Source organism: Novosphingobium mangrovi, from assembly GCF_022818885.1.
In the GTDB taxonomy this organism is placed as follows: Bacteria; Pseudomonadota; Alphaproteobacteria; order Sphingomonadales; family Sphingomonadaceae; genus Novosphingobium; species Novosphingobium mangrovi.
In genome coordinates, this window is record NZ_JALHAT010000073.1 from 1 (window position 1) to 11,467 (window position 11,467).

12 protein-coding genes are annotated in these 11,467 nt (G+C 67.7%); 9 read left to right on the forward strand and 3 right to left on the reverse strand.

Features of this window, described 5'->3' with window-relative positions; all coding sequences use genetic code 11:
• From ccoN to hemN, 9 genes are all read left to right on the forward strand, one after another.
• On the forward strand, window positions 1-1,309 hold a 1,309-nt coding region (gene ccoN, locus MTR65_RS19675; protein ID WP_243803232.1), incomplete at its 5' end, for a cytochrome-c oxidase, cbb3-type subunit I.
• 25 nt (window positions 1,310-1,334) lie between these two features.
• Window positions 1,335-2,084 (forward strand): cytochrome-c oxidase, cbb3-type subunit II, encoded by a 750-nt coding sequence (ccoO, locus tag MTR65_RS19680; protein ID WP_039389679.1) that lies wholly within the window; start codon window positions 1,335-1,337, stop codon window positions 2,082-2,084.
• Window positions 2,081-2,251 carry a cbb3-type cytochrome c oxidase subunit 3 gene (locus MTR65_RS19685; RefSeq protein WP_213500088.1) on the forward strand — a complete coding sequence of 57 codons (171 nt, stop codon included), beginning with the start codon at window positions 2,081-2,083 and terminating at the stop codon, window positions 2,249-2,251. Before ccoO ends, MTR65_RS19685 begins: the two co-directional genes overlap by 4 nt.
• Window positions 2,244-3,188, forward strand: coding sequence for a cytochrome-c oxidase, cbb3-type subunit III (gene ccoP / locus MTR65_RS19690; protein ID WP_243803235.1), 945 nt, complete (start codon window positions 2,244-2,246; stop codon window positions 3,186-3,188). The genes MTR65_RS19685 and ccoP overlap by 8 nt, the downstream gene beginning before the upstream one ends.
• A gap of 144 nt (window positions 3,189-3,332) precedes the next feature.
• Window positions 3,333-4,793, forward strand: coding sequence for a cytochrome c oxidase accessory protein CcoG (ccoG, locus tag MTR65_RS19695; RefSeq protein ID WP_243803237.1), 1,461 nt, complete (start codon window positions 3,333-3,335; stop codon window positions 4,791-4,793).
• Between the two features lie 17 nt (window positions 4,794-4,810).
• A complete protein-coding gene (locus MTR65_RS19700; RefSeq protein ID WP_243803239.1) occupies window positions 4,811-5,275 on the forward strand; it encodes a FixH family protein in 465 nt (154 codons plus the stop codon).
• Window positions 5,272-7,440 (forward strand): heavy metal translocating P-type ATPase, encoded by a 2,169-nt coding sequence (locus MTR65_RS19705; RefSeq protein WP_419145069.1) that lies wholly within the window; start codon window positions 5,272-5,274, stop codon window positions 7,438-7,440. Before MTR65_RS19700 ends, MTR65_RS19705 begins: the two co-directional genes overlap by 4 nt.
• A gap of 11 nt (window positions 7,441-7,451) precedes the next feature.
• A complete protein-coding gene (gene ccoS, locus MTR65_RS19710; RefSeq protein ID WP_243803241.1) occupies window positions 7,452-7,619 on the forward strand; it encodes a cbb3-type cytochrome oxidase assembly protein CcoS in 168 nt (55 codons plus the stop codon).
• Between the two features lie 106 nt (window positions 7,620-7,725).
• Window positions 7,726-9,039, forward strand: a complete 1,314-nt coding sequence (gene hemN, locus MTR65_RS19715) for an oxygen-independent coproporphyrinogen III oxidase (protein ID WP_243803243.1) — start codon at window positions 7,726-7,728, stop codon at window positions 9,037-9,039.
• Here hemN and MTR65_RS19720 read toward each other — a convergent pair.
• The 3 genes from MTR65_RS19720 to MTR65_RS19730 all read right to left on the reverse strand — a co-directional run.
• Window positions 9,023-9,316: a histidine kinase gene (locus MTR65_RS19720; protein ID WP_243803245.1), complete on the reverse strand. Its 294-nt coding sequence runs from the start codon at window positions 9,314-9,316 to the stop codon at window positions 9,023-9,025. The genes hemN and MTR65_RS19720 overlap by 17 nt on opposite strands.
• A gap of 288 nt (window positions 9,317-9,604) precedes the next feature.
• The gene (locus tag MTR65_RS19725) at window positions 9,605-11,215 is read right to left on the reverse strand and encodes an amino acid ABC transporter ATP-binding/permease protein (RefSeq protein WP_243803247.1); all 1,611 of its coding nucleotides are present in this window, start codon (window positions 11,213-11,215) and stop codon (window positions 9,605-9,607) included.
• Window positions 11,212-11,467, reverse strand: a 256-nt coding sequence (locus MTR65_RS19730) for an ATP-binding cassette domain-containing protein (RefSeq protein ID WP_243803249.1), incomplete at its 5' end; no start/stop codon positions are given. The genes MTR65_RS19725 and MTR65_RS19730, both read right to left, overlap by 4 nt.

Below are 11,467 nucleotides of genomic sequence, written 5' to 3' on the forward strand. Positions count from 1 at the left end.
GCTGCACACCTCGGCGGTGATCTTCGCGTTCGGGGGGAACGCGCTGATCGCCACGAGCTACTACGTCGTGCAGCGCACCTGCCGGGCGCGCCTGGCCTTCCCGGGCCTCGCGCGGTTCGTGTTCTGGGGCTACCAGCTGTTCATCGTGCTCGCGGCCACCGGCTACGTGCTGGGCATCAGCCAGTCCAAGGAATACGCCGAACCCGAATGGTACGTCGACTGGTGGCTGACGATCGTGTGGGTCTGCTACCTGGCGGTCTTCGTAGGCACGATCATCAAGCGCTCCGAGCCGCACATCTACGTTGCGAACTGGTTCTACCTCTCCTTCATCATCACCGTGGCCATGCTCCACGTGGTCAACAACCTCGACTGGCCCGTCAGCTTCGTCGGCTCGAAGAGCTACCCGGTCTTTGCGGGCGTGCAGGGCGCGCTGGTGCAGTGGTGGTACGGCCACAACGCAGTCGGCTTCTTCCTGACCGCCGGCTTCCTGGCGATGATGTACTACTTCGTGCCCAAGCAGGCCGAACGTCCGGTCTATTCCTACCGCCTCTCGATCATCCACTTCTGGTCGCTGATCTTCATCTACATCTGGGCCGGGCCGCACCACCTGCACTACACCGCGCTGCCCGACTGGGCGCAGACGCTGGGCATGGTCTTCTCGATCATGCTGTGGATGCCCAGCTGGGGCGGCATGATCAACGGCCTGATGACGCTGAACGGCGCCTGGGACAAGGTCCGCACCGACCCGATCATCCGTATGATGGTGATGGCGCTCGCCTTCTACGGCATGAGCACCTTCGAGGGCCCGATGATGTCGATCAAGTTCGTCAACTCGCTCTCGCACTACACCGACTGGACCATCGGTCACGTCCACTCGGGCGCGCTGGGCTGGAACGGCATGATTACCTTCGGCGCGATCTACTACCTGGTGCCGCGTCTGTGGAACCGCGAGCGGCTCTACTCGGTGCGCATGGTCAACTGGCACTTCTGGCTCGCGACCATCGGCATCGTCTTCTACGCCGCGAGCATGTGGGTCGCAGGCATCATGCAGGGCCTCATGTGGCGCGAATACGGCGCGGACGGGTACCTCGTGAACACCTTCGCCGACACGGTCGCCCGGATGTACCCGATGTATGCGATGCGCGCCTTTGGCGGCCTGCTCTACCTCGCGGGCGGTGCGATCATGGTCCTCAACGTGTGGAAGACCATCGCGGGGCAGCTGCGCGAGGAAGCGCCGATGCACAACGCCTCCTACGATCCCGAGGCCGACAAGCCGCTGCCCGGCGCCCGCGCCGCGCAGGCCAACTGAAGCGCTTGGAAAGGGAACAGGTAAAATGACTTCCATGACCGAGCGCCACAAGAAGCTCGAAAAGAACATCACCCTGCTCGGCGTCTGCGCCTTCGGTGCGGTGATCGTGGGCGGCATCGTCGAGATCGCCCCGCTGTTCTGGATCGACAACACCATCGAGAAGGTGGAGGGGATGCGCCCCTACACCCCGCTCGAACAGGCTGGCCGCGACATCTACGTGCGCGAGGGCTGCTACGTGTGCCACAGCCAGATGATCCGTCCCTTCCGCGACGAGGTCGAGCGCTATGGCCACTACAGCCTCGCCGCCGAATCGATGTACGACCACCCGTTCCAGTGGGGCTCCAAGCGCACCGGGCCGGACCTGGCGCGCGTGGGCCTGCGCTACTCGGACAGCTGGCACGTCCAGCACCTCACCGACCCGCAGTCGGTCGTGCCCGAAAGCGTGATGCCTAAGTACGGGTTCCTCGCGGAGAACGACCTCGATGTCCCCGACATCGCGGCCAACCTCACCGCGCTGCGCCACGTCGGGGTGCCCTACACCGACAAGGACATCGAGATGGCCATGGCCGACCTTTCGGCCCAGGCCGATCCGATGGCCGACGCCGGCGACCTCGAGGAGCGCTATCCCAAGTCGCAGATCCGTGACTTCGACGGCGACCCTTCGCGCCTCACCGAAATGGACGCGCTGGTCGCCTACCTGCAGATGCTGGGCACCCTCGTCGACGTGAATGACGCGGCGGCTCAGGAGGAACTCGCCTCGGAGAAGGGCCGATGAACGCGCACTCCACTTACGAGACGCTGCGGCACATTGCCGACAGCTGGGGGCTCCTCGCCATGATGCTGGTCTTCCTCGTGCTCGTCGCCTGGCCCTTCCGGCCAGGCCACCGGGCCAGGAACGAGGAAGCTGCCACCATGATCTTCAAGGACGAGAACGATGGCTGACAAGCGTTTTGACGAAGCCACGCAGACCGAGACCGTCGGCCACGAATGGGACGGGATCGAGGAACTGAACACGCCGCTGCCGCGCTGGTGGCTCTGGACCTTCTACGCCTGCATCGTCTTTGCGATCGGCTACACCGTGGCCTACCCGGCCTGGCCGGGGATCAGCTCGGCCACGCAGGGCGTCCTGGGCTGGACCAGCCGCGGGCAGCTTGCCGAAGAGATGGATGAAGCCGCCGCGGCGCGCGCCAAGACCGTCGCCTCGCTGGCCGACATGCCGATCGAGGAACTGCCCCAGCATCCCGAACTGATGCGTGCAGCGGTTGCGGGCGGCTCGGCGGCCTTCAAGGTCAACTGCGTGCAGTGCCATGGCGCGGGCGCGGCGGGTTCCAAGGGCTATCCCAACCTCAACGACGACGACTGGCTGTGGGGCGGTGACCTCCAGACCATCGAGACCACGCTCATCTACGGCATCCGCCAGCCGGGCGAGGACATGACGCGCCAGTCGATGATGCCCAATTTCGGCAGCGACGGCCTGCTTGATGCCGGACAGATCAGCGATGTGGCCGGCTACGTCCTCAGCCTCTCGGGCAAGGCGCAGAAGAGCGCGGCGACCCAGCGCGGCGCGCAGGTCTTTGCCGACAACTGCGCGGTCTGCCACGGCGAGAACGCGAAGGGCAACCGCGACCTTGGCGCGCCCAACCTCTCGGACGCGATCTGGCTCGACGGGGGCAGCAAGGCCGAAGTCGAAGCGCAGATCCACCACCCGCACCACGGCGTGATGCCGGCCTGGGGTGAGCGCCTCGATCCGGTCACGATCAAGATGCTCGCGGCCTATGTCCATTCGCTGGGCGGCGGTGAGGAGTTCGCGGCGCCGGTGGCCGAAGCGGCGCCCGAAGGCGAGGATATGGCCGAAGACACGGCCGAGACACGCGAGTAGCACAGGACTGACACGGGCCGGGGTGGCAAGGACCCCGGCCTGACCCTCCAGGCGTAACCCGGTCTTTCGCCTCCTTTGCGAAGGGCCGGATCACACCTTCCGGGCCGCTCAGCCCCCCATTTCGATGACGGGCGGACAACGGACATGAACAAGCCAGAACCGATCACCCCCAGCGCCGAGGCTCCGGTCTCGCTCTATGCCAAGCACGAGCCGGTCTTCAACCGGCGCATCGACGGCAAGTTTCGCCGCATCAAGTGGGTGATCATGGCGGCGTGCCTGGCGATCTACTGGGTGACGCCCTGGCTGCGCTGGGATCGCGGTCCCTACGCGCCCGACCAGGCGGTGCTGATCGATCTTGAACACCGCCGTTTCTACATGTTCGGCATCGAGATCTGGCCCCAGGAATTCTATTTCGTGGCGGGCCTCCTCATCATGGCGGGCATCGGCCTGTTCCTGGTGACGAGCGCGGTGGGCCGCGCGTGGTGCGGCTATGCCTGCCCGCAGACGGTCTGGACCGACCTCTTCCAGCATGTCGACCGCCTTATCGACGGGGACCGCAACGCGCGGTTTCGCCTCTACAAGGCCCCCTGGGGCCCGGCCAAGATTACGCGGCGCCTGCTTAAGTGGGCGATCTACCTCGCGATCTCCTTCGCCACGGGCGGCGCGTGGATCTTCTACTTCGCCGATGCCCCAACGCTCCACCAGGAGTTCTGGAGCGGCACGGCCGCGCCCGTCGCCTACGGCACGGTGCTTGTCCTCACGCTCACCACCTTTGCGCTGGGCGGTTTCATGCGCGAGCAGGTGTGCATCTACATGTGCCCCTGGCCGCGCATCCAGACCGCGATGCTCGATGAGAAGAGCCTCATCGTTACCTACAAGGAGTGGCGCGGCGAGAAGCGCGGCAGCCTCAAGAAGGCGCAGAAGAACCCCGGCGAATACGGCGACTGCATCGACTGCAACCAGTGCGTGGCGGTCTGCCCGACCGGCATCGATATCCGCGAGGGGCCGCAGATCGGCTGCATCACCTGCGCGCTGTGCATCGATGCCTGCGACCGCGTCATGGCCGAGACCGGCCGCCCGCGCGGCCTCATCGACTACGCGACGCTGGAAGATGCAGAGAACGAGAAGAAGGGCCATCCGCCCACCCGGCACGCCAAGCTCATCTGGCGCCCGCGCACGCTCGTCTACTTCGCGGTATGGGCGGGCATTGGCCTGGGTCTGCTGTTCATGCTGGGCACGCGCGTCCACACCGATGTCTCGGTCGCCAAGGACCGCAACCCGCCCTATATCCTGATGAGCGATGGTTCGGTGCGCAACGGCTATACCCTGCGTCTGCACAACATGCAGAACCGCCCGCGCGAAATGGACCTTGGCATCGAGGGCCTGCCCGGCGCGGTGATGTGGACCGAGGACATGGCCCGCGAGGCCGCATCGCGGAGCCTGACGCGCACCGTCGCGCCCGATGCGACGCAGGTCGTGCGGGTTTACGTCGTGGCGCCGCAGGACACCCGCGACCAGGATTTCGCCTTCACCCTGGAAGCGCAGGGGGAAGAGCGTGAAAGCGATACCGCCAAGGCGCAGTTCGATGCGCCTGGAGACGAATGATGGCAGGTGACACGAACATGGCGAAACGCCCCACGCGCAAGCCCTTTACCGGCAAGCACATGACCCTGATCCTGGTGGCCGGCTTCACGGTCATCGTGGGGGTCAACGTGTTCATGGCCACGCTGGCGAGCCGTACCTTCGGCGGTATCGTCGTCGAGAACTCCTACGTCGCCAGCCAGAAGTTCAACACTTGGCTCGACGAGGCCCGCCGCGAGGAAGCGCTGGGCTGGCAGGTCGCGGTGGCCCGGCGTGGCGATGGCCGCCTCCAGCTCGAGCTGACCGGCGCGCCCGAGGACGCGCAGGTGGTTGCCGAGGCACGCCACCCGCTCGGGCACAAGCCCGACCAGGAGCTGACCTTCACGCGCGGGTTGGACGGCACCTGGGCCAGCGACGCTGTCCTGCCCGAGGGGCGCTGGACGCTGCGCCTGCGCGTCGAGACGCCTGAGGGCGCGATCTGGCGGACAGAGCGGGCCGTGCTGTGAACGCGCCTGTCACCGATCTCGTGGCGCCGTCCCCGGACAACGCCACGCCCCTTGAGGCCGATTTCGTCGACAGCCGCTTTACGGTTCCGGGCATGCGCTGTGCGGGCTGCATCGCCAAGGTCGAGCGCGGTCTGGGCGCCATCGCGGGTGTGGAAGCGGCACGCGTCAACTTCTCGGCCAAGCGCGTGGCCGTCCATCACGCCTCCGCCATCACTGACGACGATCTGATCGACGCGCTGCGCAAGCTCGGCTTCGAGGCCGAGCGCGCCGCCGAGAATCCGCTTGGCCGCGATGATGGCGAACAGCGCCGATTGGCCCGGGCGCTTGCCGTTGCGGGCTTTGGCATGATGAACATCATGCTGCTCTCGGTCTCGGTCTGGTCGGGGGCGGACGCGATCACGCGCGACATGTTCCACTGGATCAGTGCGCTCATCGCGGTCCCTGTCATCGCCTATGCCGGGCGTCCCTTCTTCGCCTCGGCCGCGATGGCGCTGCGCTATCGGCGTACCAACATGGACGTGCCGATCAGCATCGGTGTCCTGCTCGCCACGGGCATGAGCCTCTACGAGACGCTGACCGGTGGCCCCCACGCCTATTTCGACGGCGCGGTAATGCTGCTCTTCTTCCTGCTCGCAGGGCGCGTACTCGATGCAATGATGCGCAGCCGCGCGCGTTCGGGGATTGCCGCGCTGCTGGGGCGTATGGGCAAGGGCGCGCAGGTGCTGAACCCGGACGGCTCGACCCGCTACGTCGCGGCCGAGGGGCTGGCGCCGAACATGGTGATGCTGGTGGCCGCGGGCGAATCGCTCGCCGCCGATGGCGTGATCGTGGAAGGGCGCACCCGCATCGATTCCTCGATGCTGACGGGCGAAAGCGAGCCGCGCCCCGTGCTGGAGGGCGAGACCATCCATGCTGGGATGATCAACTTGGGCGATCCGGTCCGGGTCAAGGTGACGGCCGCCGCGCAGGACACCGCGATTGCCGACATCGCGCGCCTCATGGACGAGGCCGGACAGTCGCGCTCGCGCTACGTGCGCATCGCCGACCGCGCCTCGCGGCTTTACGCGCCTGCCGTGCACAGTCTCGCCGCGCTCAGCTTCCTGGGCTGGTGGCTGGCGGGGGCAGGGGTCTACAAGGCGCTTCTCATTGCCGTCTCGGTGCTCATCATCACCTGCCCCTGCGCGCTGGGCCTCGCCGTGCCCGCCGCGCAGGTCGTCGCTTCGGGCGCGCTCATGCGCCGGGGCCTGCTCATCAAGGATGGTTCTGCGCTCGAACGCCTGGCCGAGGTGGATCAGGTGCTGTTCGACAAGACAGGCACGCTGACGCTGGGCGAGCCGCGCCCGGTGGACCTGGACGTGCTCGATGCGCAAGGCCGCAGCGTTGCGCTCGCGCTCGCGCAGGCGAGCCGCCATCCGCTGAGCCGCGGGCTTGCCAAGGCGCTGCGCGCCGCGGGCACCGAGCCTGCTGTGCTCGACGGCGTCAGCGAGGAAGCCGGGCAGGGCATGCAGGCCCGCTATCAGGGCCGCGAGGTCGCGCTGCTGCGCCCCGAATTCGAGGTCGGCGGGCTTGCCGTCGACCTGCTCATAGATGGCACGCGCACGCGGCTTGCCTTCTCCGACCCGCTGCGTCCCGATGTGCGCGAAACGCTAGCAGAGCTTTCCGGGCAGGGCGTCACGGCGGCCATCGTTTCGGGCGACCGCGAGGCATCGGTAGGCGCTGTTGCCAAGGACTTGGGCCTCTTTGCCACCCACTCGATGAAGCCGGCCGGGAAGCTCGCGCTGCTCGAGCGGCTGAAGGGCGCAGGGCACTTCCCGCTTATGGTCGGCGATGGCCTCAACGACGGGCCTGCCCTTGCCGGAGCGCACGTTTCCATCGCGCCGGGCGGGGCAAGCGATGTCAGCCAGCAGGCGGCCGACGCGGTCTTCGTGGGTGAGCGCCTAATGCCGGTCGCGCTGGCGCTGCGCGTGGCGCGTCGGACCATGGCCATCGTGCGCCAGAACTTCGCCATGGCCGCGATCTACAACGTCTTTGCGGTGCCGCTCGCGATCCTGGGGCACGTGACCCCGCTCGTCGCCGCGATCGCGATGTCGGGCAGCTCGCTTGTCGTCGTGGGCAATTCCTTGCGTCTTGCCCGCGCGGCGGGCCGGGCAAGCGAGCAGGCGTAAGCGCGCGAACCATGACAATACTCGGGTTTCTGATACCGCTCGCCCTCATCATGGGGCTGGTTGGTCTGGTCGGCTTCTTCTGGGCGATGAAGAGCGGCCAGTTCGAGGACCTCGACGGGGCCGCCAACCGCATCCTCATCGAGGAGGAGGAGGACAGCGACCAGGACGCGAAGGGGTGAGGCCAGGGTCCCTTTGGGGCCCTTCAGGCATCCCCTGTGCGATCTTGTCAGCGTGGCTTGATCAATCGCAATGAAGCGCTCGGTGGGATCGCCCAAGGTCCCCTGCATGTGGACATATCACCCCGATCTGCTGGCGGTCCCGGTACCGCGCTACACGAGCTTCCCGACCGCGGCCGAATTCGGCGACGAGGTGGGCGAAGGCGACTTCGTCCAGGCACTTGCCGACGTGCGCGGGGACATATCGCTCTACGTGCACATCCCGTTCTGTGAGAAGATCTGCTGGTATTGCGGGTGCAACACGAGCGCGGCCAACAAGGCCGAGCGCGTGGCGAGCTACCTCGATGCCCTCAACCACGAGATCAGCCTGGTCGCCGAGCGCGTGCCCAAGGGCGCTAAGGTCTCGCGCATCGCCTTTGGCGGGGGCAGCCCGAACGGTATTTCGCCTATCGATTTCGTGCGTATCGTCGATACGCTGATCGTTCATTTCGGGGTGACGAACCCGGTCATGTCGATCGAACTGGATCCGCGCACGCTGGGCTCGGAATGGGCCTCGGTGATCGGCGCCATCGGCATCGACCGGGCGAGCCTTGGTGTGCAGACGTTCGCGCCGCATCTCCAGGAGGCCATCGGCCGCGTCCAGCCGACCCGCATGATCGAGAATTCGACCGCGATGCTGCGCGCGGCGGGGATCACCTCGCTGAACTTCGACCTGATGTACGGGCTGCCCGGCCAGACCATGGCGGATCTCGACGATTCGCTGGAACAGACCGTGGCTCTGGGCGCGGACCGCATCGCCCTGTTCGGCTACGCCCACGTCCCGCACATGATCCCGCGCCAGCGCAAGATCGACGCAAGCGACCTGCCCGATGCCCAGGCGCGCTTCGCGATGGCCGCGCACGGCTATTCCTTCCTGCTCGATGCAGGCTACGTGCCGGTCGGCTTCGACCATTTCGCCCTGCCCGGCGACAGTCTGGCGCAGGCCATGTTGAAGGGCACCTTGCGGCGCAACTTCCAGGGCTTCACCGAGGACCCGTCCGACGTGCTGCTGGGGCTTGGCGCTTCGGCGATCAGCGGTTTTCCGGGCCTGCTTGCCCAGAACGAGAAGAACACCGGGCGTTACCGCATGATGCTCTCGCAGGACCGGCTGCCGGTGAACCGGGGCATCGCGCGAACGGCGCAGGACCAGCACCGCGGGGCGGTGATCGAGGCGCTGCTGTGCCGGGGTCGGGCACGGATTGACGAGACTCTGCGCGCCGAGGCCCTGCCGCTGCTGCGCCCCTATCTCGATGCGGACCTGTGCGAGATCGATGGCGAGGATCTCGTCATCCGGCCGGGCGGCGTGCCCTACGCGCGCTCGATCGCGGCGCGCTTCGATCCCTATCGCAAGGATTCGCTGCGGCGTTTCAGCTCCGCGGTTTGAGCGCGCCCTCGCGGGTGTCGAACTCGACCCCGAAGAGGTTGCCTTCGCGCCAGCGCACCAGGCCCCACAGTTCCTGACCGTTCTCCAGCCGGGCGCGCACGACGCTTTCGGCGGGCGGCGGTGTGCCGAGAGCGGCCGCGCTCAGCCCGCGCGAGGATATGTCGCGCACCATCACCTCGATCGGTTGGCCGCAGGCGTCGGTGAGCGCAAAGCGCGCGCACTGGCGCAGCCGCCGTTCGCGCGGGGTCGGGGTCGGTCGAAAGCGGTCATGTCCCATCCAAGACCAGAACGACGCGCCGGAGCGCGAATTAAGGGTTCGGCAAAGAACTTCGCGAAAGATCTTCGCATCCTCTCCTCACGTGAGCGCGGCGCGGCAAGAATTGTAATTAACGCAACTGCGATTTGACCATGATCAAAGCCGGTTCCTGCCGCGTCTGCGAGAAGAGAGTTGCCGGTCGCGCACCGCTGGCTGTCTCTGGCCCCGGTGCGAACCGCTTCTCCCCACCTTCGGGCGGCCCTACCTCGTGACGGGCCGCCTGTTTTTTTGTCTGCGCGGCGCCTGTTTTCAGGCGCGCGTCAGGGCGTCGATGGGCAGGCTGTGCTGCGCCAGCGAAAGCGGGTGCGGACGGTGGGAGACCAGCACCAGGCCCGTACCCGTGCTTTTCAGCCAGTCGCCAAGGCGCCGTACCAGTTCGCGTTCGGTTGCACCGTCGAGCCCTTCGGTGGGTTCGTCGAGCAGCAGCCAGGGGCGCTCGGCCAGCAGCGCGCGGGCCAGCGAGAGGCGCTTGCGCTCCCCGCCCGAAAGCGGTGCCCCGTCCTCGCCCAGCAGGGTGTCAAGGCCTGCGGGGAGACGCGCGATCCTCTCGTCGAGGCAGGTGACGGTGAGCGCGGCGTGCATTGCGTCCTCGGTGATCCCGGGGCGGGCGAGGCGCAGGTTGTCCGCGATCGATCCGGCAAGCAAGGGCGCGTCCTGCGCGCTCAGCGCAAACTGGCCGCGCAAGCTCTCCTCGGCGCATTCGGCCAGCGGCATACCGTCGATCCAGATCGGCGCCGTGCTGGCGCGAAGTCCGGCCATTGCTTCGAGCGCGAGGGTCTTGCCCGAGCCGGAGGTGCCCAGCAGGGCAATGTGGCTGCCGGGGGAAAAGTCGTGGGTGCCAAGGCGCAAGGGGGCGGCGAGGAGGGGGGCGCTCGGCGCTGTCGGCAAAGGCGGCTCGGCAAGGTCCAGAAGGCTCTCCAGACGGTGCAGGCCTTCCTCGACACGGGCCTGGCGCAGCGCGGTGCGTGAGATCGCCGCAAGCGCTTCGATGGCCGCGGTGGCGGCAAGCAGGCCGAGCGCGGCTAGAGCGGGGCCGCCCGAGGCTGTGGCAAGGACGGCGATGGCCGCCAGCGCGCCGTAGAGGAGCTGGAAGGCGGCAACACCGGCTTCGGCCCGGAACAGCGCCTGGCGTGCGGCATCGAGGCGCGCGAGGGGCTCGGCCAGTTCGTCGAGGACCGTCTCGACAAGGCCGTAGGCCGCGATCTCGGCGCGGGCCTGGGCCATGTCGACATAACGGGCGCGCAGTTCGCCCAACGCTTCGGCGGCGACGCGTGCAGGGGCGGCGGTGAGGCGGCGCGACAGCGCGGTCACGGCGAAGGGAAAGACCACGAGCAGCCCTGCCAGCAGCAGCGCAGGCAACCAGCCCGAAAGGGTGGCGAGGGCCACGCCCGCCAGCGCGGCGGCCAGGCTGCCCGGGCGCGTGGGCTGGCGCACGATGAGGTCTTCAAGCGATTCGATGTCGCCGATCAGTCGCGCGCTCGCCTCGCCTGCCGAGACATCGGGGGCATGGCGTGTGTCCTGCACGGCGAGCAGGCGGAAGAGGCGGCTGCGCAGGTCCGCCATCGCGGTCAAGGCGGCCTTGTGCGAGAGCATGCGCTCGCCGTAGCGGCTGACCGTGCGCAGGATGGCAAGGAGGCGGATCGCGGCGCTGGGGATCAGGTAGTTGAAGGCCTGCACGGCCAGCAGGCCGGAGGCGCCCGCGATGGCCGCGCCGGTCAGGAACCAGCCCGATACACCAAGCAGCAGCAAGCCGCTCAGCGCTGCGACCACGGCCGAGAGGGTGCCGAGGCGCAGCACGCGGCGGACAGGGGCTGTCGGGCGGGCCAGTTCGACCGGATGCGAAGAGGCGGGGCGGCTCACAGGGCGATCTCCTGCTGGGCGATGGCCCGGACGGTTTCATCGTGGGTGGCGACAAGGAGCGCGCGCTCGCGGGCAAGCTCCTGCAGCACGGCGACGATCTGCGCGGCGCTGGCGGCATCGAGGTCGGCGGTGGGCTCGTCGCACAGGAGCAGCGGGCGGCCCGAAAGCAGCGCGCGGGCCAGCCCGATACGCCGTCGCTCGCCGCCCGAGAGGCCCGAGCCCTTGTGGTCGATGGCAAGGTCGAGCCCGCCG

Excerpts from the sequence above, each read along its gene's own strand:
- ccoO (WP_039389679.1), top strand. The coding sequence starts at position 1,335 with ATGACTTCCATGACCGAGCGCCACAAGAAGCTCGAAAAGAACATCACC.
- MTR65_RS19685 (WP_213500088.1), top strand. The coding sequence starts at position 2,081 with ATGAACGCGCACTCCACTTACGAGACGCTGCGGCACATTGCCGACAGC.
- ccoP (WP_243803235.1), top strand. The coding sequence starts at position 2,244 with ATGGCTGACAAGCGTTTTGACGAAGCCACGCAGACCGAGACCGTCGGC.
- ccoG (WP_243803237.1), top strand. The coding sequence starts at position 3,333 with ATGAACAAGCCAGAACCGATCACCCCCAGCGCCGAGGCTCCGGTCTCG.
- MTR65_RS19700 (WP_243803239.1), top strand. The coding sequence starts at position 4,811 with ATGGCGAAACGCCCCACGCGCAAGCCCTTTACCGGCAAGCACATGACC.
- ccoS (WP_243803241.1), top strand. The coding sequence starts at position 7,452 with ATGACAATACTCGGGTTTCTGATACCGCTCGCCCTCATCATGGGGCTG.
- hemN (WP_243803243.1), top strand. The coding sequence starts at position 7,726 with ATGTGGACATATCACCCCGATCTGCTGGCGGTCCCGGTACCGCGCTAC.
- MTR65_RS19720 (WP_243803245.1), bottom strand. The coding sequence starts at position 9,316 with ATGGGACATGACCGCTTTCGACCGACCCCGACCCCGCGCGAACGGCGG.